The sequence below is a fragment of the Klebsiella sp. C283 genome, assembly GCF_048822555.1.
Lineage (GTDB): Bacteria > Pseudomonadota > Gammaproteobacteria > Enterobacterales > Enterobacteriaceae > Klebsiella > Klebsiella quasipneumoniae.
Genome location: NZ_JBMEZS010000001.1, coordinates 385,653 through 410,988, shown reverse-complemented (window position 1 = coordinate 410,988; position 25,336 = coordinate 385,653). Strand labels below are relative to the sequence as shown.

Below are 25,336 nucleotides of genomic sequence, written 5' to 3'. Positions count from 1 at the left end.
AGAGCTCTTAAGCTCACAATGGCACGGACCGTAGGCCGGATAAGGCGCAGCCACCATCCGGCGCGAAAGTGGCTCTTTACACGCGGTTATTGCCCGGCGGCGCTACGCTTGCGCGGGCCTACAGGTCACATGCCAGGCGTAGCCCGGGTAAGGCGTAGCCGCAACCCGGGTAACGAAGCGGGATTACTCGATACCTTTACTGCGCAGGTAGTCTTCGTAGTTGCCGCTGAAGTCGATCACCCGTTCCGGGGTAATCTCCAGCACGCGGGTGGCCAGCGAGCTGACGAACTCACGGTCGTGGGAGACGAAGATCAGGGTACCCTGATACATCTCCAGCGCCATGTTCAGCGATTCGATGGATTCCATATCCAGGTGGTTGGTCGGTTCATCCATTATCAGGATGTTTGGCTTCTGCATCATCAGCTTACCAAACAGCATGCGGCCCTTCTCACCACCGGACAATACTTTCGCCGGCTTCTTGATGTCATCCTGGCTAAACAGCAGTCGACCAAGGATACTGCGCACAGCCTGCTCGTCGTCGCCTTCCTGTTTCCACTGGCTCATCCACTCGAAGACCGTCAGGTCGTTTTCGAACTCGTACTCATGATCCTGCGCATAGTAGCCGAGTTGCGCGTTTTCAGACCATTTCACGGTGCCGTTGTCCGGCTGCAGTTCACCCACCAGGGTTTTCAGCATCGTGGATTTACCCACGCCGTTGGCGCCCAGAATGGCAATCTTCTCGCCCACTTCCAGCAGCAGGTTGACGTTTTTGAACAGCGGACCGTCTTCAAAGCCTTTGGTGAGGGCTTCCACTTCCAGCGCGTTACGGAACAGTTTCTTATCCTGCTCGAAGCGGATAAACGGGTTCTGACGGCTGGAGGCTTTAACCTCTTCCAGCTTGATTTTGTCAATCTGACGCGCGCGCGAGGTGGCCTGACGCGATTTAGAGGCGTTGGCGCTGAAGCGGCTAACGAAGGACTGCAGGTCGGCAATCTGCGCTTTTTTCTTGGCGTTGTCCGCCAGCAGACGTTCACGCGCCTGGGTGGCCGCCGTCATGTATTCGTCGTAGTTGCCCGGATAGACGCGCAGCTCGCCGTAGTCCAGATCCGCCATGTGGGTGCAAACCATGTTCAGGAAGTGACGGTCGTGCGAGATGATAATCATGGTGCTGTCGCGGTCGTTCAGCGTCTGCTCCAGCCAGCGAATGGTGTCGATGTCCAGGTTGTTGGTCGGTTCATCGAGCAGCAGAATGTCCGGGTTAGAGAACAGCGCCTGCGCCAGCAGGACGCGCAGCTTCCAGCCTGGGGCGACTTCGCTCATCGGGCCGTAATGCTGTTCAACCGGAATGCCCACGCCCAGCAGCAGTTCGCCCGCGCGCGCTTCAGCAGAGTAGCCATCCATTTCGCCATATTTCACTTCCAGGTCGGCCACTTTATAGCCATCTTCTTCGCTCATCTCGGCGAGGGAGTAGATGCGATCGCGCTCCTGCTTCACTTCCCACAGCTCGCCGTGGCCCATAATGACCGTATCCAGCACGGTGAACGCTTCAAAGGCGAACTGATCCTGACGCAGCTTACCGATGCGCTCGTTCGGGTCGAGAGAAACGTTGCCCAGCGTCGGTTCGAGATCGCCGCCGAGGATCTTCATAAAGGTCGATTTACCGCTGCCGTTGGCGCCGATCAGACCATAACGGTTGCCGCCGCCAAATTTAACGGAGATATTTTCGAACAGCGGCTTACTGCCAAACTGCATGGTAACGTTGCTGGATACTAGCACGGGGATATCCTGAAAAAAGAGTATGAGGGGTGTGATACAGCAGACATTATGCCAGTAAATGACGCACTTTTCACGGTCTGCGGTAAATTCCGCCGCGGCGCTTGTGCTAAGGTCTTTGTCAGATGCGCCAGAGACCTGCGCGCAAACCGTTATTCTGTACGTGATGATGAGGAGCCCCATGACCACCAGCCAACCGCGACATCCGGCCTTTTTATCCCTGCAGGGCGGCATTAATTTTCGCGACCTGGGCGGCCAGCGCGCCGCCGACGGACGCCGGGTACGCAGCGGCAAGCTGCTACGCTCCGGTGCGCTAAACCGGCTAACGGCAGAGGATCTCGACCACCTGGATACCCTGCCGCTCAGCCGGGTGCTCGACTACCGCGACCCCGGTGAAGTACAGCGCACGCCGGACAAACTGAGCCCGCTCACCCACTATCTCAACGCGCCGGCCAATCCGCCGATCGGCGAGGTCAACGCGAAGGTCACCGAGCTGAATGCCGCCACCCTTAATGCGCTGAACGGCGAGCAGTTTATGCTGCAACTCTATCGCCAGCTGCCGTTTAACAATCCGGCCTATCGCCAGCTCGCCGCATGGCTGACGACCCCTTTCGACGGCGCCTTGCTGCAACACTGCGCGGTCGGTAAAGATCGCACCGGCGTCGGCTGCGCGTTAACCCTGTTCGCCGTCGGATGCGACAGCGAGACGGTGATGGAGGAGTATCTCCTTACCCATGGCATGCTGACGCAGGTGGAGGCCTGGATGCTGGAGATGCTCGGCAACGACCTGACGGCCCAGGGGCGCCAGAGCCTGGCGGACATCCTGACGGTGAAAGAGTCCTATCTCGCCGCCGCGCTGTCGGCTATTCAGCAGCGCTATGGCAATGTCGACGCCTGGCTGGCAGAAGAGTACCAGCTTACCGCCCCGGTCCGCGCGGCGCTGCAGGCCCGGCTGCTGGAAGACTAACCCTCGTCGCCCCGAACGCCAGGGCGCGGCAGCCGAGGCGACAGGGAAAAAAATGTGATTTCGTACACATCTGATTTACCTGTTCAGCGGAATGCACATATAATGCGCTCCCATCTACTGTCTCAATCATTAACAAAGGCCTGTGTGGCGTTGATTTCGCACACGACATTAAAAACTATGAAATTATCTACACTCTTAGCGGCAGCCTTCGCCATCGTAGGCTTTTGCAATACAGCGTCTGCTGTCACCTATCCTTTGCCAACCGATGGCAGCCGTTTGGTTGGTCAGAACCAGGTCATCACCATTCCGGATGATAACAAGCAGCCGCTGGAATACTTCGCGGCGAAATATCAGATGGGGCTTTCCAACATGCTGGAAGCCAACCCGGGGGTGGATACCTATCTGCCGAAGGGCGGTAGCGTCCTGAACATCCCTCAGCAGCTGATCCTGCCGGATACCGTCCATGAAGGGATCATCATCAACAGCGCCGAAATGCGTCTGTACTACTACCCGAAAGGCACTAACACCGTGATTGTTCTGCCGATCGGTATCGGCCAGTTAGGCAAAGACACGCCAATCAACTGGACCACCAAAGTCGAACGTAAGAAGGCTGGCCCGACCTGGACGCCGACCGCCAAGATGCATGCAGAATACGCTGCCGCCGGCAACCCGCTGCCAGCCGTCGTACCGGCCGGTCCGGATAACCCGATGGGCCTGTACGCGCTGTATATCGGCCGTCTGTACGCCATCCACGGTACCAACGCTAACTTCGGTATCGGCCTGCGCGTGAGCCATGGCTGCGTACGTCTGCGCAACGATGACATCAAATTCCTGTTTGAGAACGTGCCGGTCGGCACCCGCGTGCAGTTTATCGATGAGCCGGTAAAAGCCACCACCGAGCCGGACGGCAGCCGTTACATCGAGGTTCACAACCCGCTGTCGACCACCGAAGCGCAGTTCCAGGGCGGCGAGATCGTGCCGATCACCCTGACTCAGCCGGTACAGGCGATCACCAGCCAGTCTGATGTCGATCAGAACGTGGTCGAGCAGGCTATCCAGAACCGCTCCGGTATGCCGGTGCGTCTGAACTAAGTTCTGCATGACAAGAAAAACGGCGGGCCTGATGCCCGCCGTTTTTTTATCGGTGTTGTGCCGGGCTGCGGCTGACGCCTTGCCTGGCGACTGAACCTGACAACACCCTGGCCCTGCTAAGCGCTGCGCCAACCGGGGCCCCCGGTCTAGCCGTTATTCACCAGAATAATCCCGCCGTGGTCGTAGCGATAGTGGCAGTGGGCGTACTCCAGCGGCGTGCCGTCTTCCAGATAGATAACCTGCTCCACCTCCAGCACCGGATCGGTGGGCTCGCAGTGAAGATGCTGTTTATCCAGTTCATCCGGCTTCATCGCCCGCACCACGCGGTAAGATCCCATCAGCTTCAGCCCCAGCGTCTCCTGGATATAGCGAAACACCGAGCTTTCCAGATGGCTTTTATTGAGCCCCGGCACCAGCCCCACCGGCATGACCGTCAGATCCAGCGACACCGGTTCCCCGTTGAGCAACCGCAGGCGAACAAAGTCATACACCGGGGCATCAGCGTCGATCAGCAGCGAACTCTGCTCCTTGTCAGTGGGAAAACGCACCTCAAAGCGCACCACTTCGCTTTGTACCTCGCCAAGATGCTCCCAGGTTTTGGTGGCACCGAAATAGTCGCTGCCGGGCAGCTCCCACTGCGACAGCTGAAGGAAATTTTTCCGCACAAAGGTGCCCTGCCCTTTGCGGGTATAGATCAGCCCTTCGACGATTAACTGGCGCATCGCCTGCTGGATGGTCATCCGGCTGGTGCTGAACTCTGCCGCCAGCGCAAACTGGTCAGGTAACGGCGCGCTGGCAGGATACTGCTGGCTGATGATCCGTTTTTTTATTTCCCGCGCGATTTGCAGATACTTCGCCGTCATTCCCCGGTCCTTATACATTCAGTGAGTGGCTGGCGGGCAGGATCCACGGTCTGACCGCCAGAACACCATTACATCACGTCGCCATTGCTGTGGATCACCTGCTTCAGCCACGCATAGCTCTTCTTCGGCACCCGCCGCAGATCCTTGAGGTCATGGTTCTCGCGATTGACGTAGACCACGCCGTAGCGCTTACGCATATCGCCCTGCGAGCTGAGGATGTCGATTAATCCCCACCCGAGATAGCCGATCACCTGCGCCCCATCCTCAAACATGGCCGCTTTCATGGCGTTGATATGGTCGCGATGGTAGGCGATGCGGTAATCGTCGGCAACCGGATGTTCACCGTCCCACGACTCAATCACCCCGATGCCGTTTTCAATCGGGAAAACCGGCAGGCGCCAGTCGTTATAATAGCGGGTGATGATGGTCCGGAAGCCCAGCGGATCGATCTGCCAGTTCCATTCTGTCGCGTTCAGGAACGGGTTATCCTGATTGCCAAACAGCATATAGTTGTTGACCGCCGTTCCCGGCGGGATCGCGTCGCTGTTCAGCGTCCGGCTGGCGTAATAGCTGAACGCCAGATAATCGACCTTCACCGTCGCCATCAGCGCGAGATCCTCCGGACGATAGATATCATCGAACCCTTCTGTGGCGACAAAATGCATCACCTCCGGGCTGTAGCCCTCCCCGGCGTAAGCCCGCAGCAGGTTCTGGTTTAAAAACTCGTCCAGCTGCTGGGCGCACAGGATATCGCGTGGTTTGCAGGTCGCCGGATAAACCAGGGCGTGGGCCAGCATCCCGCCCATCAGACACTGCGGCTTCGTCTGATGCAGGTGATCGGTCAGATGGACGTGCGCCATCATCACATGATGCTGGATCAGGTACAGCTCGCGCAGGGTCTTCTCCCCCTGCAGGTAGCCGGAAATCAGAAACGCTTCCGGCGAATGGTACAGATTCTGTTCATTAAAGGTGAGCCAGTATTTCACCTTGTCGCCATAGCAGGCGATCATCTTCTGGCCATAGCGAATAAAGGCGTCCATCACCCGGCGGTCGGTAAATCCGTTGTAGCGCTCCGCCAGCGAGAGCGGCATATCGAAGTGGTACAGGCAGATCATCGGCTCGATGCCGCGGGCGATCAGTTCATCAATAAACTGATGGTAGAAGGCGATGCCCTCTTCATTGAACTCGCCGTCTCCCTCAGGGCACACCCGGCTCCAGGCGATCTGAAAACGGTAGCAGTTCATGCCCAGATCCTGCATCAGATCGAAATCTTCCCTAAAGCGATGATAGGAGTCGGTCGCCACCTTCCAGTCGGAAGCGAATTCTGCCGGTTGCCGGATATCGTACACCGACATCCCCTTGCCGCCCTCGTTCCACGCCCCCTCCGTCTGCATGCTGGAGACGGAATTACCCCATAAGAAATCTGCCGGTAGTCTGTTGTTCATCCTGCGCCTCGATATATGACTAGTCATTTAAATTTCATGACTAGTCATATATCGAAAAGCGAACGGATGCGCAAAGCCAGGGATCGTTTTCTGTGAGCCGGGCAAAAAAAAGATCGCCCCGGAGGGCGATCCTGTCGAACGACGTGGAGGGCGGCAGACTGCTGCGGAAATCAGGCGCAGAGTTTGAAGAGCCAATAGCCGGTGAGAGCCGCCCACAGCAGCATGGGAATGGAGTAGAGATGGAAACGCCACCAGATCCGCCGATCGCCAGCCATGCGCAGGGCGATGATATTGGCCAGCGAGCCCGGCAGCAGACCAAAGCCCCCCACGTTAACCGCCCAGGCGAGCAGGATCGACGGTGGGACATAGTTGAGCAGGAGAATGGTCGAGGGCACATTGCTGATCACCTGCGACAGGCCGATGGCGGTCAGCCACAGCCCACCGCCGGAGAGCGTCCCGACCCCGCTCAGCACCTGGTGCAGCGCCGGAAGCTGGGTCAGCAGATGGACGTCGATAAACATCACCATAAACACCAGCAGCAGCGACCAGTCAACATGGACGATCACCGCCCGGGCCAGCGCCAGAAAGCCCAGCAGCACCAGCGCCAGTCCCCACAGCGCCTGATCCATCTCCAGCGCCGTCAGGAACACCAGATAGAGCCCCAGACAGCTCCAGACGAGCTTAGGCTGCCACGATGGTGCCATATCGCTGCTCTGGTAGGTAAGCCGCTTTGCCGGGAAACAGAACCAGCACAGCGCCAGCAGGGTCAGCATCATTGCCGCCGCCAGGGGCAGCATCTGGCCGATAAACCCAGGGAAAGAGAGACCGGAGCGTCCCCACAGCAAGATGTTCTGCGGGTTGCCGATCGGCGTCAGCAGCGACCCGGCGTTCACCGCCAGCGCTTCGAAAATAATCAGCCGGTTTACCGGGATGGCGCACCACTTCTTCAGGGTCAGGGTCAGGGGCACCACAATAAACAGCGCGACGTCGTTGGTGAGGAAGGTGGACAGCAGCGCCGCCGCCAGCACCATAAACATAGCCAGCTGACGCTCGGTGACAAAGCGGCGGGCCATTTTACGCCCCAGCACGTCAAAATAGCCGCTCAGTTCAATCCCCTTGGTCAACAGCATCAGGCCGCTGAGGGTAATGATGGTATGCCAGTCAATGGCCGCCGGCCAGCTTGCCGGGACAAACGGCACCATCACGCTGAGCACGCAGGCGATAATCAGCAGCAGATGGAGAAAACGATCGCGCAGCAGCGACTGGACGAAGGGAAGAGTCATGCTTCCTGAGATCCCTGTGTTTGGGTAAATTTCAGGAACATCGCCAGCGTCTCTTCGCTCACGTGATGCTCCATCCCTTCGGCATCACGACGGGCGATCTCCGGACTGACGCCGATCGCCAGCAGGAAGTTCTCCACGATTTGATGGCGCTCGCGGCTCTCCTGGGCCAGCTTCTCACCCTCCGCGGTTAAGAATATGCCGCGCCACGGGATCTGTTCGATAAGGCCGACGCTGGCCAGCCGTTTGAGCATCTTGGCGACGGTGGGCTGCGAGACCCCCAGCCGGGCGGCCATATCCACCTGACGCGCCTCGCCCACCTCGCGGATGAGGTCGGAAATCAGTTCAACATAGTCGTCAATCAGCTCGCGCCGATGCGCTTCCCGCACCTGGCGGAACCCTTCAACGTGCTCTTCAACATTTACTAACTGCGTCACTTTTTTTGTTATTGGCTTACCTGCGCGACGGTTCATTGTGCTTCCTCATTCGTGTGACGCGTCAAGCATCATATAAAAAGATCCACATTGTAATGGATTGCGCCAAGAGCACAAAAATTTAACGTTTTAGCCATAGCTATAAAATATAGCCTGTGCTATATCTGTATATAATGCAAACATCCATCAGGGAATGATGGAGCGAACAGGCAGGAGGAGAGCAGATGAACGAATTCAAGAGGTGCTTAAACGTGTTCAGCCATTCACCCTTTAAAGTACGCTTAATGCTGCTCGGTATGCTGTGCGAGATGATCAACGGTAAACCGCAGCAGGACAAACCCCATCGCTAAGGCGGCGTCGCGGTACGCCGCTTCATTTTTCCGTCATCATCTGCCGCTAAACTGACCGGTTTATCCCGTTTCCCCCACCTTTTTTCAAGTTTTGTAAGCGTCCTCGCAAAACAATCTGTTATGTCTGGTTGACCTTACCATTTACAAGCCCTATCTTTGCACAGCCCTGCCACATTCGCGGCTCGCAGAGACCCTCTTCACGCACTGTCCAGCAGGTTTTACCCCTTGAAGCCAGGGGATGCGCATGGCCTCTTTTTGATTGTTTACTATGAATGTCACCACTCTGAAAGATACGCTGGTCGCCCGCCGACTGGCACTGAACCCATGGACAGGATTCTACTTTTTACAATCGCTGTTGATTAACCTGGCGCTGGGCTATGAATTTAGCCTGCTCTATACCGTGGCATTTACCTGCGTATTACATCTTCTGTGGCGTGCCTTTCCGCGCGTGCAGAAAGGAGTGGTCGGCGCTTATTCTCTGTTGGCGGCCCTCTACTACCCGTTTGGCCAGGCTTACGGCGCGCCCAACTTCAATACCTTGCTGGCGCTGCACGCCACCAACGTGGAAGAGTCCACGGAAATCCTCACCATTTTCCCGTGGTACAACTATCTGCTGGCGGTATTTATCTTCGCGCTGGGGATCATCGCGGTCCGCCGCAGGATCGTCGAGCAGACCCGCTGGGGAAAAATGGAGACCCTGGGCCTGCTGTTCAGCATCGGGATCTTCTTTCTTCAGCCGGTGCAAAATCTCGCCTGGGGCGGTGTATTCAAGGTGATCGATACTGGATACCCGGCCTTCCGTTTTGTCAAAGACGTGGTGGTGAATAATAACGAGGTGCTGGACGAGCAGGCGCGGATGGCGCAGCTGGCCGGCATGAAAGATAGCTGGCACGTGCTGGCGGTGAAGCCGAAGTACCATCTCTATGTGGTGGTGATCGGTGAAAGCGCCCGCCGCGACGCCCTCGGCGCCTTCGGTGGCCACTGGGACAACACGCCGTTTGCCAGCTCGGTGAACGGGTATCTGTTTAACAACTACGTCGCCGCCAGCGGCTCGACGCAAAAATCCCTCGGCCTGACCCTTAACCGGGTGGTCGATGGCAAACCGCAGTTTCAGGATAACTTTGTCACCCTCGCCAACCGCGCCGGTTTCCAGACCTGGTGGTTCTCCAACCAGGGGCAGATCGGCGAGTACGACACCGCTATCGCCAGTATCGCCAAACGGGCGGATGAAGTGCAGTTCCTGAAAAACGGCGATTTCGAAGCCAATAAAAACACCCAGGACGAGCAGTTACTGAAGCTGACCGAGCAGGTGCTCTCCACCCAGCGCACCCAGCCGCAGCTGATTGTTCTGCATCTGATGGGCTCGCACCCGCAGGCCTGCGACCGGACCAAAGGCAAATATACGGTTTTCGTCCAGTCGAAAGAGACCTCCTGCTATCTCTACAGCATGACGCAAACCGATACCCTGCTGGCTAAGCTCTACAGCCAGTTGCAAAATTCCGGCGACACCTTTTCCCTGACCTACTTTTCCGATCATGGTCTGGCGTTCAAGGAGCGAGGCAAAGAGGTGCAGTATCTGGCGCACGACGATAAGTTCCAGCAGAACTTCCAGGTGCCGTTTATGGTGCTCTCCAGCGATGACAAAGCGCATAAAGTCATTAAGGCGCAGCGCTCGGCGAATGATTTCCTCAGCTTCTTCTCGCAATGGACCGGCATCAAGGCGGCGGAAATCGCCCCGCGCTATCGGTTTATCTCTGAGCAGAAGGCCGGCCCGGTGTATATCACCAACTTCCAGCTGCAGAAGGTGGACTATTCACACCTCGGCAGCGATGAGTTCACCATCAACTAAAACGACGCGGTCAGCGCCGGCCAACCGGCCGGGCTGGCGGTCAGCAGGCAAAAAAAATCCGCCCCAGGAGGCGGATTTTTTATATCACCGGAGTGATTAGAAGCGGTAACCCACGCCAGCGATCCAGGTGCCGACGTCAACGTTACGAATACGAGACTGCTCGTAGGAGAAGTCCAGGGCAACGTTTTCGATCGGGTTGAACTGCAGACCAGCACCGTAGGAGAAACCGTAGTCGCTCATATCGGATTTATTAGGGAAGTTGTTGTTCTGGAATTTACCGTAACCAACACCCACTACGCCGTAGATGCTTGCCCAGTCGTTCAGACGGTAAGCCGGACCAGCGGTGATGCCGTAGTACTGACCTTTGTTGTAAGTACCGTTGCTGTTATTATCCTTTTCGGTGTAGGTGAAGGAACCGATAACGCCCAGCGGGTTGTTATCTTGCTCGTAACGGTATTTCAGGTTGAAACCGCCAGCTTTGTTCGCTTTACCCTGCATGTCGCTCTGCGCGTAACCGCCGGTTACGGTAGAAGTTGCAGCAAATGCAGTGGTACCTACGGATGCAGCCAGAACAACGGCCAGTGCTGAAAGACGTGCAATTTTATTCATAACCACCTCAAATGTGTTTCTAATAAGTCCTAAGCCTTAAATATATCAAAAACTTTTGGGAAACTCTTTGGAGTTTACATTGTCTAACATACTTTTTCATGTAACCAAAAGTTTCCATATTTCTATAACAATATGGAAAACAAGAGTTTTTGGCGTTAACTTACAGTTTAACGCTCATTAAGAAATTCGCAAGCATCCAGATTAATCCTAATCACCTGGTGAATTTCTCAGCAACTTTCGCCATTGTACTGTTTTTGCCCCTGTTTTTTTCAACATTAGCTCAACCGCCAGCAGCTAATTCCAGTACACTGGAACTTTTACCCCTTTTGACAAAAATTGACAGGAGAAAGGATGCCCGGTCCATCCCGAAAAGCGGCGGCATGGTTGCCGATAGTGGTGATTTTAATCGCTATGACCTCGATTCAGAGCGGCGCATCGCTCGCCAAATCGCTGTTCCCGGTGGTCGGCGCCCCGGGGGTTACCGCCCTGCGCCTGGCGCTCGGGACGCTGATCCTGGTGGTGGTGTTCAAGCCCTGGCGGCTACGTTTCTCTCCGGCGCAGCGCGTGCCGCTGCTGCTGTACGGCCTGGCGCTCGGGGCGATGAACTATCTGTTTTATTTATCCCTGCAGCGTATTCCGCTCGGCGTGGCGGTGGCCCTCGAGTTTACCGGCCCGCTGGCGGTGGCGCTTTTCGGCTCGCGCCGCCCCCTGGATTTTGTCTGGGTGGCGCTGGCGATCCTCGGGCTGTGGTATCTCCTGCCGCTGGGGCAGAACGTGGCGCAGGTGGATTTAACCGGCGCGCTGTTCGCTCTCGGCGCCGGGGCCTGTTGGGCGGTCTATATTCTGACCGGCCAGCGCGCGGGCGAGGAGCATGGTCCAGCCACGGTGGCGATGGGGTCGCTTATCGCCTCGCTGGTCTTTGTCCCGTTAGGTATGGCGCAAGCCACCGATACGCTGTGGCAATGGTCGCTGCTGCCCCTGGGGCTGGGGATTGCCATTCTCTCCACCGCACTCCCCTACTCTCTGGAGATGATGGCCCTGACGCGCCTGCCGACGCGCACCTTCGGTACGCTGATGAGCCTCGAGCCGGCGCTAGCCGCCCTGTCCGGTATGATCTTCCTTGGCGAAACCCTGAACCTCTCCCAGACCCTGGCGCTGGGCGCCATTATCATCGCCTCAATGGGCGCCACGCTGACCATGCAGCGGCAGAGCAAAATCAAGCAAGTCGATATCAATTAACATTCTGTTACGGCGGCGGCCCGCGCCAGTTGCGGGCCTGCCAGCCTTCGCTAACCTTCTGATTGGACTTGTTTTTTCAAATAGCCAACCACTTTGCGCTATCGGAGTGATATGGCTTGCCGATGCCTCATACTTTAAAACCCTTGCTATACTTAGTCCCGAAGTTACCTGGGACAACGCTCCACATCATTCAGTTTTGAAGTGTGACGAGCATCAATATCAAGAGGATATGAAACGATGAGTACCGCTAAACTGGTTAAATCAAAAGCATCTAATCTGGTCTATACCCGCAACGATGTCGCTGACAGCGAAAAGAAAGCGACCATTGAGCTGTTGAATCGCCAGGTGATCCAGTTCATTGACCTGTCCCTTATCACCAAGCAGGCACACTGGAATATGCGCGGTGCGAACTTTATCGCCGTGCACGAAATGCTGGACGGTTTCCGTACTGCGCTCACTGAGCATCTGGATACCATGGCGGAGCGCGCCGTGCAGCTGGGCGGCGTCGCCCTGGGCACCACTCAGGTGATCAACAGCAAAACCCCGCTGCAGAGCTACCCACTGGATATCCATCATGTTCAGGATCACCTGAAAGCGCTGGCTGACCGCTACGCAGTAGTGGCTAACGATGTGCGCAAAGCGATCGGCGAAGCTAAAGACGAAGATACCGCAGATATCTTCACCGCCGCTTCCCGCGACCTGGATAAATTCCTGTGGTTTATTGAAGCGAATATCGAGTAAGGCTTTGCCGTCGGCCGCAGCGCGGTCGACGGCGCCTTTGCTTTCCCCACCCAGCCCTTGTTGTTTTTCCCTCCTCCTTTTTCCCTCACCCGCTGGCCTTGCACCATTTCAGGGCGTCAAATTGATGAAAATGCGCACAAAAGTAAAACAATTGTAATAATCACCTCACACAATCGTTACGGCGAGATTGTTTTCCCATCAGGGTTTGCGCTAAAAATGGGCTCGTAATTCAGCGACCTCAGGATGCACCAAAATAACGCCCCGTTATGGTGCACTCTTTGCCTGAAACGATCGATATTGTGCAACGGCTACCGCTTCGTTTGTTGAAAAACAACAGCTTGTAAAAGTGGCACGATTTTTTCATTAGGCTAGTCGTTCTCGCAGGGGATCGTCCCGTGGATATAAAAGGAAATGCTATGAAGTCTGTATTTAAAGTTTCACTGGCTGCACTGACCCTGGCTTTTGCGGTTTCTTCCCATGCCGCCAATAAGACCCTGGTTGTCGCCACCGATACGGCGTTCGTCCCGTTCGAATTTAAGCAAGGCGATAAGTATGTGGGTTTTGACGTTGACCTGTGGGCGGCCATCGCCAAAGAGCTGAAGCTCGACTACACCCTGAAGCCAATGGACTTCAGCGGCATTATCCCGGCGCTGCAAACCAAAAATATCGATCTGGCGCTGGCGGGGATCACCATTACCGACGAGCGTAAAAAAGCCATCGACTTCTCTGACGGCTACTACAAGAGCGGCCTGCTGGTGATGGTCAACGCCAATAATAACGACATCAAAGATGTGAAAGATCTGAACGGCAAAGTGGTCGCGGTGAAGAGCGGCACCGGCTCCGTTGACTACGCGAAAGCCAATATCAAAACCAAAGATCTGCGTCAGTTCCCGAATATCGATAACGCCTACATGGAGCTGGGTACCGGCCGCGCGGATGCCGTCCTGCACGATACGCCGAACATCCTCTACTTCATCAAAACCGCGGGCAACGGCAAATTCAAAGCGGTAGGTGAATCACTGGAAGCGCAAAACTACGGTATCGCCTTCCCGAAAGGCAGCGACGAGCTGCGTGAGAAAGTGAACGGTGCGCTGAAAACGCTGCGCGAGAACGGCACCTACAACGAAATTTATAAAAAATGGTTCGGCACTGAACCAAAATAATAAAAACGTACATCGCCGGGCGCAGTCCCGGCGACTTCACAACGGTCTTCCGGCACAGACGTTGCGGGAGACAGTATTTTGGCGGAGGCTTTCCTCTGCTCTCGACACGGTAACAGGAACGTATTATGCAGTTTGACTGGAGTGCCATCTGGCCTGCCATTCCGATTTTGTTGGAAGGCGCCAAAATGACGCTGTGGATTTCCGTCCTCGGCCTGGCCGGCGGCCTGATCATCGGTCTGGTGGCCGGTTTCGCCCGCTGCTTCGGCGGCTGGATCGCCAACCACATCGCGCTGGTGTTTATTGAAATCATTCGCGGCACCCCGATTGTGGTGCAGGTTATGTTCATCTACTTTGCGCTGCCGATGGCCTTTAGCGATCTGCGCATTGACCCCTTCTCCGCGGCGGTAGTGACCATCATGATTAACTCGGGCGCCTATATCGCGGAAATTACCCGCGGCGCGGTGCTCTCCATTCATAAAGGCTTCCGCGAAGCGGGCCTGGCGCTGGGCCTGTCGCGTCGCGAAACCATTCGCCACGTGATCCTGCCGCTGGCGCTGCGCCGCATGCTGCCGCCGCTGGGCAACCAGTGGATCATCAGCATCAAGGACACTTCGCTGTTCATCGTCATCGGCGTCGCCGAACTGACCCGTCAGGGACAGGAGATCATCGCCGGCAACTTCCGCGCACTGGAAATCTGGAGCGCCGTTGCCGTGATCTACCTGATCATCACCCTGGTCCTGAGCTTTATTCTGCGTCGTCTTGAAAGAAGGATGAAAATCCTGTGATTGAATTTAAAAACGTCTCCAAGCACTTTGGCCCGACCCAGGTACTGCACGATATCTCTCTGAAAATCAATCAGGGTGAAGTGGTGGTCATTATCGGCCCGTCCGGCTCCGGTAAATCGACGATGCTGCGCTGCATCAATAAACTGGAAGAGATCACCAGCGGCGATCTGATTGTCGATGGCCTGAAGGTCAACGATCCGAAGGTGGACGAACGTCTGATTCGTCAGGAAGCCGGGATGGTGTTCCAGCAGTTTTACCTGTTCCCGCACCTCACGGCGCTGGAAAACGTGATGTTTGGCCCGCTGCGGGTACGCGGCGCCAGCAAGCAGGCGGCGGAAAAGCTGGCGAAAGATCTGCTGGCGAAAGTCGGTCTGGCAGAGCGCGCGCATCACTATCCGTCTGAACTCTCCGGCGGCCAGCAGCAGCGTGTGGCCATCGCCCGCGCGCTGGCGGTGAAGCCGAAGATGATGCTGTTTGATGAGCCCACCTCCGCGCTCGACCCGGAACTGCGTCATGAAGTGCTCAAGGTGATGCAGGATCTGGCGGAAGAGGGCATGACGATGGTGATTGTGACCCACGAAATCGGCTTTGCCGAAAAAGTGGCCTCGCGACTGATCTTTATCGACAAGGGACGAATTGCCGAAGACGGCAACCCACAGGAGCTGGTGAACAACCCGCCAAGCCCGCGTCTGCGGGAATTCCTGCAGCACGTCGCCTGACCCACAACGGCTCTCTCCGTCGCGGAGAGAGCCGCTTTCCAGATTCCTCTTCCCTCCCCTTCCGCCATCGGCTTCTATACTTACCCGTTTACGTTGCAACGGAGGTGCCCATGCCGTGGATCCTGCTTTTGCTCGCTGCGCTGTTTACTCCCCCGCTTTCCGCCGCCGCCCTGCCCGGCGTGCCGACCGCTAATGCCGATAAAACCAGCGCCAGCGAACCCGATGTAGAACAGAAAAGAGCGGCCTATGCCGCGCTGGCCGACGTGCTGGCCAACGACTCCGCCCGCCAGGAGCTCATTGACCAGCTGCGTAAAGCGGCCGCCACGCCGCCGCCCGACAGCACCCCGACGCTAACGCCGCCGGCGGTGAAAGAAGAGACCACGGTGCTGGAGAACGTCACGCAGATCAGCCGGGAATATGGCGATGCGCTCTCATCGCGCTTCTCCCAGCTGTGGCGCAATATTACCGGCTCGCCGCATAAGCCCTTTAATCCGCAAACCTTTACCAACGCCGCCTGGCATTTTTTACTGCTGGCCGGGCTGGTGTTTGCCTTCTGGTGGCTGGTACGCCTCGCGGCGCTGCCGCTGTATCGTAAAATGGGCGAATGGGGACGGCATAAAAACCGCGATCGCGGAAACTGGCTCCAGCTGCCGTTGACCATCGCCGGGGCGTTTATCATCGATCTGCTGCTGCTGGCGCTGACCCTGTTTGTCGGTCAGCTGTTGAGCGATCGCCTGAATGGCGACAACCCTACTATCGCCTTCCAGCAGAGTCTTTTCCTCAACGCCTTCGCGCTGATCGAATTCTTTAAAGCCATCCTGCGGCTCATTTTCTGCCCGCGCATCCCGGCGCTCAGGCCCTTTAACCTCAGCGACGCGGCCGCCTCCTACTGGAGCCTGCGCCTGAGCGCCCTCAGCAGCCTGATCGGCTACGGCCTGATCGTCGCGGTGCCGATTATCTCCAACCAGGTGAATGTTCAGGTCGGCGCGCTGGCTAACGTCGTCATCATGTTGTGCATTACGCTGTGGGCGCTGTATCTGATTTTCCATAATAAAGCGGTGATTACGCAGGGGCTGATCCATCTGGCTGACCGCTCGCTCTCCTTCTTTAGCCTGTTTATCCGCGCCTTCGCTCTGATCTGGCACTGGCTGGCCTGCGCCTACTTTGTAGTGCTCTTTTTCTTTTCCCTGTTCGACCCGGGCAACAGCCTGAAATTTATGATGGGCGCCACCCTGCGCAGCCTGGCGATTATCGGCGGCGCGGCGCTGGTGTCCGGCATCCTGTCGCGCTGGATAGCCAAAACCATCACCCTCTCCCCTGCCACTCAGCGCAACTATCCTGAGCTGCAAAAGCGGTTGAACGGCTGGATCTCCGCGTCGCTGAAGGCAGCGCGTATTCTCACCGTCTGCGTCGCCATCATGCTGCTCCTGAGCGCCTGGGGGCTGTTTGACTTCCGCGAATGGCTGCACAACGATGCCGGGCAAAAAACGGTGGATGTGCTGATCCGTATCGCCCTTATCCTCTTCTTCTCCGCTATCGGCTGGACGGTGCTGGCCAGCCTGATCGAAAACCGGCTGGCCTCGGATATCCATGGCCGCCCGCTGCCCAGCGCACGGGCCCGGACGCTGCTGACGCTGTTTCGCAACGCGCTGGCGGTGGTGATCAGCACCATCACGGTGATGATTTTGCTCTCGGAGATTGGGGTCAATATCGCGCCGCTGCTGGCCGGCGCCGGGGCGTTGGGGCTGGCCATCTCGTTTGGCGCGCAAACCCTGGTTAAAGACATTATCACCGGCATTTTTATCCAGTTTGAGAACGGGATGAATACCGGCGACCTGGTCACCATCGGTCCCTTGACCGGCACGGTGGAACGGATGTCGATTCGCTCAGTGGGGGTGCGCCAGGATACCGGCGCTTATCACATTATCCCCTGGTCCTCGATCACCACCTTTGCCAACTTCGTGCGCGGCATTGGCTCGGTGGTGGCCAACTATGACGTCGACCGCCATGAGGATCTGGATAAAGCCAGTCAGGCGCTGAAGGCGGCGGTGGACGATCTGCTGGCCCAGGAGGAGATCCGCGGCCTGATCATTGGCGAACCGTCGTTCGCCGGGCTGGTGGGGCTGAGCAATACCGCCTTTACGCTGCGCGTCAACTTCACCACCCTGCCGCTGAAGCAGTGGACGGTGCGTTTTGCCCTCGACACCCAGGTGAAAAAGCACTTCGACCGCGCCGGGGTTCGCGCCCCGGTACAAACCTGGCAGCAGCTGCCGATGCCGGGCGCCGACAGCCCGGCCGCGGAGTAGCGTTAGAACGGACGGCGGCGTTTGGCGTCGTCCATAAAGCTCCAGGCGATAAAGCGGCTCTGCTTTTGCCCCTGGGCCATCTCTTTTTTCACCACTTTCACGGCCCCAACCTCGGTCAGCAGGCGGTAGAGCGGCGGCAGATTGTCGCCGCGCGACACCAGCGAGGTAAACCATTTCACCTGACGGGCGAAGGCCTGACTTTCGCGGATCATCTGCGAGATAAAGGCCACTTCGCCTCCTTCGCACCACAGCTCCTGCTGCTGACCGCCAAAGTTAAGCCCGCTGTCGGCGCCGAGTCCGAGATTGCGGCGCTTGCGCTCACCGCCCGCCCGGGCGCTCTCTGCGGAGTCATGGAACGGCGGATTACACAGCGTGGCGTCATAGGTCTCGTTTTTGTGGATCACGCCGTGGAAGATAGCCTGGCTCTCTTTTTGCCGACGCAGACGGATCTGCCGGGTCAACCCCGGGTTGCCATTGACAATCGCCTGCGCGCTGGCGAAGGCTTCCGGACTGATTTCGCTGCCGGTAAAGCGCCAGCCGTACTCGTGAACGCCGATCAGGGGATAAATGAGGTTGGCGCCGGTGCCAATATCAAGGATCGTGGCTTGCTTCGGCACTTCGCCGCTATCCCCGGCCAGCAGATCCGCCAGATGATGAATATAATCGGCCCGCCCGGGCACCGGCGGACAGAGAAAACCATCAGGAATGTCCCAGTGTTTGACCGCGTAGAAATGCGCCAGCAGCGCTTTATTCAACGCCTTTACCGCCTGCGGATTGGCAAAATCAATGGTCTGCTCACCCAGCGGATTGAGCGTAATGTATCCCTGCAGGTCAGGATGCGCCTGGCAGAGCGCGGGCAGGTCGTAGCGTTGATGGTGGCGGTTACGCGGATGTAACCCCGGTTTCTGGGCTTTCATGACAATCTCCTTTGAACAGCCGCGTAAGATACCCGTTGACGGCCGCTCGGTAAATAAGGGAGTCTGGATATCTCCTTTATCCGTGACAGGTGCAGCATGTACTTTTATCAACCTTCGCAGGGCCACGGCCTGCCGCATGACCCGCTCAACGCAATAATCGGGCCTCGCCCGATTGGCTGGATCGCCTCGCAGGACGCCGAGGGCCAGCGTAATCTGGCGCCATACAGCTTTTTTAACTGCTTTAACTATCGCCCGCCGATCATTGGTTTCGCCAGTAGCGGCTGGAAAGACAGCGTGCGAAATATCGTCGAAACGAAGGAGTTCGTCTGGAACCTGGCGACGCGCCCGCTGGCCGCCGCGATGAACGAAACCTCCGCCTCGATCCCGCACCATGAGGATGAATTCGTGCGCGCCGGACTCACCGCCGCCGCCAGCCGCCTGGTCAAGGCCCCCCGGGTGGCGGAGAGCCCGGTGAACTTTGAGTGCCGCCTGTCGCAATGTATTCAGCTCACCACCGCCGACGGCAACCTTGTCGATACATGGCTGGTGCTCGGCGAAGTGGTCGCCGTGCATATCGATGAATCACTGCTGGAGAACGGCATCTATCAAACCGCCCGCGCTCAGCCGATCCTGCGTGCCGGGGGGCCGAGCGCCTATTACAGTATTGATGACAGCCTGCGTTTTGACATGATCCGCCCGGATGCCCGCTAAATAATATCCCTGGCGCGGGGACCGCTACCCTGCGCCGGTTGCGGGCGAAACGCCTTGTTTTTGCATAAAAAATTCCCTACCGCGCGGGCTGGAAAGGCCTACACTTAAGCTATGTCCCATGCTGTTTATGAGGATATGCTGATGAAAATCACCTCGCTGCTGTTCGCCGCTGCGCTTGCCGCTCAGGCCGACGCGGCCTCTTCCCTGCCGCCGCCCCCCGTACTGCCCTATGACGGGCCGCTGCGTCCTGTCGGCACCGTCTCCGCCTCCGGCGCCCGTACCCTTGACGACCTGGTGGCCGCCCTCGCGGATAAGGCCCACCGTCGTGGGGCGATAGCCTGGCGGGTCAATGCCGCCAGCAGCGGTAACCGGCTGTACGGTTCAGCTATAATTTATCAATAACCCTTTTTTACAGGAGGCAGACAATGGCATCAGGTTGGGCAGGCGACGGAGCCGTACAGGATCAGATCGACAGCACCATTGACGATGCGGTGGCGCGCGCCCGCCGCGAGCTTCCGCACGGCGAAAGCAACAAATTATGTGATGAATGCGGAGAGCCGATTCCGGAGGCGCGTCGACAGGCGATACCCGGGGTGAGATACTGCGTGAAGTGCCAGCAGGAGAAAGATTTACATAACAATACATTTTCAGGATATAATCGCCGTGGTTCCAAGGATAGCCAGCTACGCTGACTTTCCTTTACCGTTCATGACAGCCTTTCGCATTATCTTTTCGCGCACACTTTTTGGCGATAAATGTCGCAATATGTGCCCTTAAGCGTGCCGGTCCCCCTCGCTCCGCCATCAGACGAAAAGAATGAGAAATAATTTATTAATAATCAGTAAATTATTAATCATTCAAAAAATTAGATGAAGACTGTGAATTTCCTTCGATTTTATCTCCCGCAAAAAAGCGTGATACTTATCACATCGACGGAACATCGTCCCCTGAACAGAACAACCTGCGAGAGATTAACTATGAAAAACATCAAATATGCTGCCGCTGCCATCGCTCTGACCGCCCTTTCCTTCGGCGCCTTTGCCGCCGAGCCGGTTACCCCCGCTCAGGCTGAAAGCATGAATAAGATCGGCGTGGTGTCTGCGCAAGGCGCAACCACGTTAGATGGTCTGGAAGCGAAACTGGCTGCTAAAGCCGAAGCTGCTGGCGCAACCGGCTATAGCATCACTTCCGCTAACACCAACAACAAACTGAGCGGTACCGCGGTTATCTATAAATAATCGCAGCTCAACCCTGTAAGCCACTGAATTAACCCTGAAAAGACCTTTAATACCCTTGCCTTGCCCGTCCGAGCCACCGGACGGGCTTTTTTTTTATCCTGCCGATCCGATCACCAGCAGTCGTTGACGCGGCTGAGCCCCTGCTCCAGGGTTGAGACCTCCCCGCAGGCCAGCAGACAGCAGGCAAGCTGGATCTTCAGCGAGTGGGGTACCGGTTCGACGCCGGCGACGCAGCGCTCGATCCAGCGCGCGGTCACTTCGGGATCTTTCGAGGCCGGCAGAATGACTTCCTCCGCCGCTGCCTCGGTCTGACGGTCGCACAGCGCCCGCACGCCCTGGTCATCGATCAGGCTGATCTGCGGGCAGCGCTGCGGGTTGGCGTACACTTCGCCTTCGGTACCGTGCATCAGCAGCGCGCGGCCACCGGTCTCGCGAAAGAAACCCGCCACCCTGGGAACATATTCCGGATGCGATACGCTGGAGAGACGTAACGCCTCCCCTTCGCCAAACGGCGTGGCCAGTTTGGCCAACGTATGGGCGCTGTTGCGCACGCCCATCCGCCAGCGCATCGCCAGCTGTTTCTCCAGCGGCGGGCAGAAGGCCCCCACCGGGATATACACCGGTTCATGCCCCTCCAGCTGCGCCTGAGCCTGGCCGGCATGCCGGGTAGCCGGAATGTCCAGCAGGGTAAAAATGGTCTCGGTCAGCACCCGGGTCGGATCGTGACTGACGCCGTGAACCACGACCGGAAACCCCAGCTTGTGCAGGAGCATCGCCAGCAGCGGCGTCAGGTTCGCCTGCTTGCGCGCGCCGTTGTAGCTGGGGATAACGATCGGCATCGGCTTGCCTGCCGGCGGGGTCAGGCGCAGAGTATGCTGCTGCATCGCGGCGTAAAAGCCTTTCATCTCCGCTTCGCCTTCGCCTTTGATGCGCAGGGCGATTAATATTCCCCCCAGCTCCAGCTCCGGCACCTCGCCGTTCAGCATCCGCGCGTAGAGCGCACGGGCGGTCTCTTCATCCAGGTCGCGGGCATGATTCTTACCGCGGCCCACCTCTTTTATAATTTTGCTGTACTCCATGGCTCCCCCTGTTGCGTCACGCGCCGGCGTCAACGACGTTTGCGGCCTGTCTGTTTTGCTGTCTGTTTTGCTTTACGTTTTACTATAACCTCCGGGACGCCCGGCTGCTCTATGGGAAAAACAGGTAACGCGTTCAGTAGACGCGCGCCGTAGTTTTTGGTCAACAGACGCTTATCGTAAATCACCACCTCTCCCCAGCAGTGATGGCTACGGATCAGACGCCCCACCTGCTGAATAAGATTAAAGGAGGCGCTGGGCAAACTCTGTACCTCGAAGGGATAACGATTGAGGCTTTTCAGCCATTCGCCTTCGGTGATCACTACCGGGCTGTCGATGGGCGGAAAGGCGATTTTATGGATATGCACCTGGCTTAACAGATCGCCTTTTAAATCGAGACCTTCGGCAAAGGACTGCAGGCCCACCAGCACGCTGCGCTCGCCGCTTTCCACCCGTTTGCGATGCAGCTCCACCAGCCGGTAGCGCGGCTGGTCGCCCTGCACCAGCAGCATCAGGCGCAGATCGGTCACATGCTCCAGGAAGCGATTCATCGCTCGCCCGCTGGCGAACAGCACCAGCATCCCGAGATGTTTCTTGCTCTCCACCTGCTGGCGAAAATAGGCCGCCATCTCGGCGATGTGCTGCTCTTCGTTATCCATCAGCGGTTCATAGCGCATTTGAGGAATAATAATTTTCCCCTGCTCTACGTGGTTGAACGGCGAATCCAGCGCCACGAAGCGGTCGCCCGCTTTCTCCTTCAGGCCGCTCATCTCCTGCAGGCGCGAGAAGCTGTTTAGAGAGCGCAGCGTCGCTGACGTCACCACGATATGCGGCACGCTGCGCCACAGCAGTCGTTCAAGCTGATCGCTGACGCGGATGCCGACGCAGTGGAACCAGACGTGGATCTGGCCGTCGCGCACCACCCGCGTCGCCCATTTGGTCACCGGCGCGCCAGAGGACTGCGCCAGCGACGCCAGACGCCACAGCTTACTTTGGCTTTCAAACATGCCGAGGGCGCGGTTCATCTGCAGCAGCACCCGATGCAGGCGCACCACGTCATGGCTGCCGGTCTTTTCGCTGAGATCGTTAAGGAACAGCTCCGCCAGCCCGCGCAGCGTCTCGGTGAGCTTCGCCAGCCGCTGGCAGATCTCCATCACCTCCTGCGGCAGTTCGCCCATCGGGAAGCGATGCTCCGCGTCCTGACCGGCGGGCATATAGAGATTGAGAATATTATTCAACGACGCAATCAGCTCGAACAGCTCTTCGCAATGGCCGGCGAGCCGCTCCGCATTGGCCAGCGGCGGCGTGGTTTTCGGGCGGAACTGCTCCATGCAGGTAGCCACCAGCTTGCAGAACAGATCCAGCTGCAGGCGAAACCAGGGGGCGGTGATCTCGGCGCTCATCTCCAGCGCATCGCGGGCGACGTCCGGCAGATGATGGCCTTCATCGAGGACCAGCAGCAGGTTTTTCGGCTCCGGCAGCACCGACTCGCTCTCCATCGCCGCCATCACCAGCGCATGGTTGGCCACCACCACTTCCGCCTCCTGAATTTCCCGCCGCGCCACAAAGAACGGACACTCCCGATAGTAGTGGCAGTTGCGGTTCAGGCAGCTGGCCTTATCGGTGCTCAGCCGGCTCCACAGCCCATCGTCGATGGCTTTGTCGGTATGGTCGCGCAGGCCGTCCCAGCGGTAGCTGTCGAGATCCTGCTTCAGCGTCGCGCACAGCTTCTGCTCGGCCTGGTTGTTCGGGGTGAGATCGTCGTCGAGGAAGGCCAGCAGATCCTGCTGCGTCGGCTCGGTGCTGGCCAGCGCCGTCAGATTGCGCGGGCAGACGTAGCGTCCGCGACCGAAGGCGGCGGTGAAGCGCAGGTCGGGGATAATCTTGCGCAGCAGCGGCAGGTCTTTACTGTAGATTTGATCCTGCAGGGCGACGTTGGCGGTGCTGACCACCAGCGTTTTTTGTTCCTCACGGGCGATGGCAATGCCGGGGATCAGATATGACAGCGTTTTACCCACGCCGGTCGGCGCTTCGATAGCCAGATGCCGGCCCTCATCCCCGGCGAGGGTTTTCGCCACATCAGCGATCATCTGCCGCTGCGGGGGGCGGGGAATAAAGTCCGGGATCTGTTCCTGAAGCGCCTTATACCAGGCGGCGATTTGCGCTTTCAGCGCAGCGGTCAAAGCCATGAGAAAACCTGAATACTGTATAAACAGCCACTATTGTGCCATTTTTGCCCGCCCGGAGGTATTGCTTTCTGCTCAGTGTGGAAGCGTGCTCGACAAATAGTGTAATGGAAAGAAAAAGGCCCGCCGCCGCGTAGCGGACAGACGGGCCTGAGCCGTACTTAACCGCATTCTCGCGGTCCGGGCATCAGCCTGTTATTCGCCAGCCGGTTTACGCGGGCGACGGCGGCGCGGCGGTTTGCCGTCCTGAGTGCGCGCTTTCGGCGCCTCGCCGTCCTGACGACGCGGGGCGCTGCTCTGGCTGCGCGGCTGTCCGCTGCGCCCCTGGCCCTGGCCGCCGCGTCCCTGACCCTGACCACGACCGCCGCCGCGCTGCTGGCGACCGTTCTGGATAGGCTCGGCTTTAATGGACGGATCCGGCTCATAGCCGGCAATCGCGATGCGCGGGATCTCTTTCTTCAGCAGGCGCTCGATATCGCGCAGCAGCTTGTGCTCATCCACACACACCAGCGACAAGGCTTCGCCGGTGGCCGCGGCGCGACCGGTACGGCCGATACGGTGGACATAATCTTCCGGCACGTTCGGCAGCTCGTAGTTCACCACGTGCGGCAGCTCTTCGATATCCAGACCGCGGGCGGCGATATCGGTCGCCACCAGCACGCGAATGCCGCCGGATTTAAAGTCGGCCAGCGCGCGGGTACGCGCCCCCTGGCTCTTGTTGCCATGGATCGCCGCGCTGCGGATGCCGTCTTTGTTGAGCTGCTCCGCGAGGTGGTTGGCGCCATGCTTGGTGCGGGTAAAGACCAGCACCTGCTGCCAGTTGCCTTCGCCGATAAGCTGCGACAGCAGCTCGCGCTTACGGTTTTTGTCAACAAAATGGACGTGCTGGGTGATCTGCTCGGAGGCCGTGTTGCGACGCGCCACTTCCACTTCCAGCGGGTTGTGCAGCAGTTTCTCAGCCAGGCCTTTGATCTCGTCGGAGAAGGTCGCCGAGAACAGCAGGTTCTGCCGACGCGGCGGCAGTTTAGCCAGTACGCGGCGGATGTCATGGATAAAGCCCATATCCAGCATGCGGTCCGCTTCATCCAGTACGAGGATTTCCACTTTATCGAGGCTGACGGCGTTCTGGTGTTCCAGGTCCAGCAGACGGCCCGGGGTGGCGACGAGGATATCGACGCCGCCGCGCAGCTTCATCATCTGCGGGTTGATGCTCACGCCGCCGAACACCACCAGCGAGCGAACATTCAGATATTTACTGTAATCCCGCACGTTCTCGCCCACCTGCGCCGCCAGCTCGCGGGTCGGGGTCAGGATCAGCGCGCGCACCGGGCGACGACCCTTCGCGTGCGGCTCGTTCTGGATCAGGCGCTGCAGCAGCGGCAGAGTAAAGCCCGCCGTTTTACCGGTGCCGGTCTGGGCGCTGGCCATCAGGTCGCGGCCCTGCAGTACCGCCGGGATCGCCTGCTGCTGGATAGGGGTCGGCTCAACGTAGCCCTGCTCAGCGACAGCGCGCAGGATATCGGGATTCAGGCCAAGGGAATCAAAAGACATAACAACTCCGAACCGCCCCGGCCCGGTGAAGGGCGTAGTTTT

At 58.1% G+C, this 25,336-nt stretch carries 23 protein-coding genes and 1 pseudogene; 14 read left to right on the top strand and 10 right to left on the bottom strand.

What is annotated here, in order from left to right; genetic code table 11:
* Nucleotides 1-183 precede the first annotated feature (183 nt).
* Entirely contained in the window at nucleotides 184-1,776 is a 1,593-nt protein-coding gene (locus ACOI7Z_RS01945) for an ABC-F family ATPase (protein ID WP_023288955.1), read from the bottom strand.
* Between the two features lie 48 nt (nucleotides 1,777-1,824).
* Between ACOI7Z_RS01945 and ACOI7Z_RS01940 the strand changes: the two are divergent.
* Both ACOI7Z_RS01940 and ldtB read left to right on the top strand, forming a co-directional pair.
* Nucleotides 1,825-2,740 (top strand): annotated as a pseudogene (locus ACOI7Z_RS01940) (tyrosine-protein phosphatase).
* A gap of 177 nt (nucleotides 2,741-2,917) precedes the next feature.
* Nucleotides 2,918-3,832 (top strand): L,D-transpeptidase, encoded by a 915-nt coding sequence (ldtB, locus tag ACOI7Z_RS01935; RefSeq protein WP_032428696.1) that lies wholly within the window; start codon nucleotides 2,918-2,920, stop codon nucleotides 3,830-3,832.
* 146 nt (nucleotides 3,833-3,978) lie between these two features.
* On the opposite strand, the gene ACOI7Z_RS01930 is transcribed toward ldtB, so the two are convergent.
* The 4 genes from ACOI7Z_RS01930 to mntR form a co-directional block, all read right to left on the bottom strand.
* Entirely contained in the window at nucleotides 3,979-4,695 is a 717-nt protein-coding gene (locus ACOI7Z_RS01930; protein ID WP_044521840.1) for a GntR family transcriptional regulator, read from the bottom strand.
* Nucleotides 4,696-4,763: 68 nt separating this feature from the next.
* Complete coding sequence (locus ACOI7Z_RS01925; RefSeq protein WP_044521837.1) at nucleotides 4,764-6,140, bottom strand: glycoside hydrolase family 1 protein; 1,377 nt, start codon at nucleotides 6,138-6,140, stop codon at nucleotides 4,764-4,766.
* Between the two features lie 170 nt (nucleotides 6,141-6,310).
* Nucleotides 6,311-7,423 (bottom strand): anion transporter, encoded by a 1,113-nt coding sequence (locus ACOI7Z_RS01920; protein WP_032455222.1) that lies wholly within the window; start codon nucleotides 7,421-7,423, stop codon nucleotides 6,311-6,313.
* A complete protein-coding gene (gene mntR, locus ACOI7Z_RS01915; protein ID WP_004886216.1) occupies nucleotides 7,420-7,893 on the bottom strand; it encodes a manganese-binding transcriptional regulator MntR in 474 nt (157 codons plus the stop codon). The genes ACOI7Z_RS01920 and mntR overlap by 4 nt, the downstream gene beginning before the upstream one ends.
* A 185-nt stretch (nucleotides 7,894-8,078) precedes the next feature.
* Here mntR and mntS point away from each other — a divergent pair, with 185 nt between their 5' ends.
* Nucleotides 8,079-8,204, top strand: a complete 126-nt coding sequence (gene mntS, locus ACOI7Z_RS01910) for a manganase accumulation protein MntS (RefSeq protein WP_023288948.1) — start codon at nucleotides 8,079-8,081, stop codon at nucleotides 8,202-8,204.
* Between the two features lie 268 nt (nucleotides 8,205-8,472).
* Nucleotides 8,473-10,053 carry a phosphoethanolamine transferase gene (locus ACOI7Z_RS01905; RefSeq protein WP_023288947.1) on the top strand — a complete coding sequence of 527 codons (1,581 nt, stop codon included), beginning with the start codon at nucleotides 8,473-8,475 and terminating at the stop codon, nucleotides 10,051-10,053.
* Between the two features lie 96 nt (nucleotides 10,054-10,149).
* Here the strand turns inward: ACOI7Z_RS01905 and ompX are convergent, their stop codons facing one another.
* Nucleotides 10,150-10,662, bottom strand: a complete 513-nt coding sequence (gene ompX, locus ACOI7Z_RS01900; protein ID WP_004886207.1) for an outer membrane protein OmpX — start codon at nucleotides 10,660-10,662, stop codon at nucleotides 10,150-10,152.
* 351 nt (nucleotides 10,663-11,013) lie between these two features.
* Between ompX and rhtA the strand changes: the two genes are divergently transcribed.
* The 6 genes from rhtA (at nucleotide 11,014) to ybiO (ending at nucleotide 17,615) form a co-directional block, all read left to right on the top strand.
* On the top strand, nucleotides 11,014-11,901 hold the full coding sequence (rhtA, locus tag ACOI7Z_RS01895) for a threonine/homoserine exporter RhtA (RefSeq protein WP_023288946.1): 888 nt from the start codon (nucleotides 11,014-11,016) through the stop codon (nucleotides 11,899-11,901).
* Nucleotides 11,902-12,138: 237 nt separating this feature from the next.
* Nucleotides 12,139-12,642 (top strand): DNA starvation/stationary phase protection protein Dps, encoded by a 504-nt coding sequence (dps, locus tag ACOI7Z_RS01890; RefSeq protein WP_004886200.1) that lies wholly within the window; start codon nucleotides 12,139-12,141, stop codon nucleotides 12,640-12,642.
* Between the two features lie 416 nt (nucleotides 12,643-13,058).
* The gene (gene glnH / locus ACOI7Z_RS01885; protein ID WP_004886198.1) at nucleotides 13,059-13,805 is read left to right on the top strand and encodes a glutamine ABC transporter substrate-binding protein GlnH; all 747 of its coding nucleotides are present in this window, start codon (nucleotides 13,059-13,061) and stop codon (nucleotides 13,803-13,805) included.
* A gap of 125 nt (nucleotides 13,806-13,930) precedes the next feature.
* A complete protein-coding gene (gene glnP, locus ACOI7Z_RS01880; RefSeq protein ID WP_002895837.1) occupies nucleotides 13,931-14,590 on the top strand; it encodes a glutamine ABC transporter permease GlnP in 660 nt (219 codons plus the stop codon).
* Entirely contained in the window at nucleotides 14,587-15,309 is a 723-nt protein-coding gene (gene glnQ, locus ACOI7Z_RS01875) for a glutamine ABC transporter ATP-binding protein GlnQ (RefSeq protein ID WP_004212183.1), read from the top strand. The genes glnP and glnQ overlap by 4 nt, the downstream gene beginning before the upstream one ends.
* A gap of 110 nt (nucleotides 15,310-15,419) precedes the next feature.
* Nucleotides 15,420-17,615 carry a mechanosensitive channel protein gene (gene ybiO / locus ACOI7Z_RS01870; RefSeq protein ID WP_087849203.1) on the top strand — a complete coding sequence of 732 codons (2,196 nt, stop codon included), beginning with the start codon at nucleotides 15,420-15,422 and terminating at the stop codon, nucleotides 17,613-17,615.
* A gap of 2 nt (nucleotides 17,616-17,617) precedes the next feature.
* On the opposite strand, the gene rlmF is transcribed toward ybiO, so the two are convergent.
* Complete coding sequence (gene rlmF / locus ACOI7Z_RS01865) at nucleotides 17,618-18,532, bottom strand: 23S rRNA (adenine(1618)-N(6))-methyltransferase RlmF (protein ID WP_044521825.1); 915 nt, start codon at nucleotides 18,530-18,532, stop codon at nucleotides 17,618-17,620.
* A gap of 96 nt (nucleotides 18,533-18,628) precedes the next feature.
* Here rlmF and ACOI7Z_RS01860 point away from each other — a divergent pair, with 96 nt between their 5' ends.
* The 4 genes from ACOI7Z_RS01860 to ybiJ all read left to right on the top strand — a co-directional run bounded on the left by ACOI7Z_RS01860 (nucleotide 18,629) and on the right by ybiJ (nucleotide 20,481).
* Complete coding sequence (locus ACOI7Z_RS01860; protein ID WP_023288943.1) at nucleotides 18,629-19,243, top strand: flavin reductase family protein; 615 nt, start codon at nucleotides 18,629-18,631, stop codon at nucleotides 19,241-19,243.
* A 141-nt stretch (nucleotides 19,244-19,384) separates the two neighbouring features.
* Nucleotides 19,385-19,645: a DUF1471 domain-containing protein gene (locus tag ACOI7Z_RS01855; RefSeq protein ID WP_032455234.1), complete on the top strand. Its 261-nt coding sequence runs from the start codon at nucleotides 19,385-19,387 to the stop codon at nucleotides 19,643-19,645.
* A 23-nt stretch (nucleotides 19,646-19,668) separates the two neighbouring features.
* Nucleotides 19,669-19,935: a DksA/TraR family C4-type zinc finger protein gene (locus tag ACOI7Z_RS01850; RefSeq protein ID WP_087849202.1), complete on the top strand. Its 267-nt coding sequence runs from the start codon at nucleotides 19,669-19,671 to the stop codon at nucleotides 19,933-19,935.
* Nucleotides 19,936-20,220: 285 nt separating this feature from the next.
* Nucleotides 20,221-20,481 (top strand): DUF1471 family protein YbiJ, encoded by a 261-nt coding sequence (gene ybiJ, locus ACOI7Z_RS01845; RefSeq protein WP_004176772.1) that lies wholly within the window; start codon nucleotides 20,221-20,223, stop codon nucleotides 20,479-20,481.
* A gap of 110 nt (nucleotides 20,482-20,591) precedes the next feature.
* On the opposite strand, the gene ybiB is transcribed toward ybiJ, so the two are convergent.
* The 3 genes from ybiB to rhlE form a co-directional block, all read right to left on the bottom strand.
* Nucleotides 20,592-21,560 (bottom strand): DNA-binding protein YbiB, encoded by a 969-nt coding sequence (gene ybiB / locus ACOI7Z_RS01840; RefSeq protein ID WP_048334492.1) that lies wholly within the window; start codon nucleotides 21,558-21,560, stop codon nucleotides 20,592-20,594.
* A gap of 29 nt (nucleotides 21,561-21,589) precedes the next feature.
* Nucleotides 21,590-23,746: an ATP-dependent DNA helicase DinG gene (gene dinG / locus ACOI7Z_RS01835; protein WP_072421345.1), complete on the bottom strand. Its 2,157-nt coding sequence runs from the start codon at nucleotides 23,744-23,746 to the stop codon at nucleotides 21,590-21,592.
* Nucleotides 23,747-23,938: 192 nt separating this feature from the next.
* Nucleotides 23,939-25,294: an ATP-dependent RNA helicase RhlE gene (gene rhlE / locus ACOI7Z_RS01830; RefSeq protein WP_044521817.1), complete on the bottom strand. Its 1,356-nt coding sequence runs from the start codon at nucleotides 25,292-25,294 to the stop codon at nucleotides 23,939-23,941.
* Between the last annotated feature and the right edge of the window lie 42 nt (nucleotides 25,295-25,336).

Coding starts and splice junctions, on each gene's coding strand:
- ldtB (WP_032428696.1), top strand. CDS start 2,918: ATGAAATTATCTACACTCTTAGCGGCAGCCTTCGCCATCGTAGGCTTT.
- ACOI7Z_RS01860 (WP_023288943.1), top strand. CDS start 18,629: ATGTACTTTTATCAACCTTCGCAGGGCCACGGCCTGCCGCATGACCCG.
- glnP (WP_002895837.1), top strand. CDS start 13,931: ATGCAGTTTGACTGGAGTGCCATCTGGCCTGCCATTCCGATTTTGTTG.
- ACOI7Z_RS01925 (WP_044521837.1), bottom strand. CDS start 6,140: ATGAACAACAGACTACCGGCAGATTTCTTATGGGGTAATTCCGTCTCC.
- ybiB (WP_048334492.1), bottom strand. CDS start 21,560: ATGGAGTACAGCAAAATTATAAAAGAGGTGGGCCGCGGTAAGAATCAT.
- ACOI7Z_RS01905 (WP_023288947.1), top strand. CDS start 8,473: ATGAATGTCACCACTCTGAAAGATACGCTGGTCGCCCGCCGACTGGCA.
- dps (WP_004886200.1), top strand. CDS start 12,139: ATGAGTACCGCTAAACTGGTTAAATCAAAAGCATCTAATCTGGTCTAT.
- ybiJ (WP_004176772.1), top strand. CDS start 20,221: ATGAAAAACATCAAATATGCTGCCGCTGCCATCGCTCTGACCGCCCTT.
- ybiO (WP_087849203.1), top strand. CDS start 15,420: ATGCCGTGGATCCTGCTTTTGCTCGCTGCGCTGTTTACTCCCCCGCTT.
- rhlE (WP_044521817.1), bottom strand. CDS start 25,294: ATGTCTTTTGATTCCCTTGGCCTGAATCCCGATATCCTGCGCGCTGTC.
- mntR (WP_004886216.1), bottom strand. CDS start 7,893: ATGAACCGTCGCGCAGGTAAGCCAATAACAAAAAAAGTGACGCAGTTA.
- ACOI7Z_RS01850 (WP_087849202.1), top strand. CDS start 19,669: ATGGCATCAGGTTGGGCAGGCGACGGAGCCGTACAGGATCAGATCGAC.
- ACOI7Z_RS01855 (WP_032455234.1), top strand. CDS start 19,385: ATGAAAATCACCTCGCTGCTGTTCGCCGCTGCGCTTGCCGCTCAGGCC.
- ompX (WP_004886207.1), bottom strand. CDS start 10,662: ATGAATAAAATTGCACGTCTTTCAGCACTGGCCGTTGTTCTGGCTGCA.
- rhtA (WP_023288946.1), top strand. CDS start 11,014: ATGCCCGGTCCATCCCGAAAAGCGGCGGCATGGTTGCCGATAGTGGTG.
- rlmF (WP_044521825.1), bottom strand. CDS start 18,532: ATGAAAGCCCAGAAACCGGGGTTACATCCGCGTAACCGCCACCATCAA.
- ACOI7Z_RS01920 (WP_032455222.1), bottom strand. CDS start 7,423: ATGACTCTTCCCTTCGTCCAGTCGCTGCTGCGCGATCGTTTTCTCCAT.
- dinG (WP_072421345.1), bottom strand. CDS start 23,746: ATGGCTTTGACCGCTGCGCTGAAAGCGCAAATCGCCGCCTGGTATAAG.
- ACOI7Z_RS01930 (WP_044521840.1), bottom strand. CDS start 4,695: ATGACGGCGAAGTATCTGCAAATCGCGCGGGAAATAAAAAAACGGATC.
- mntS (WP_023288948.1), top strand. CDS start 8,079: ATGAACGAATTCAAGAGGTGCTTAAACGTGTTCAGCCATTCACCCTTT.
- glnH (WP_004886198.1), top strand. CDS start 13,059: ATGAAGTCTGTATTTAAAGTTTCACTGGCTGCACTGACCCTGGCTTTT.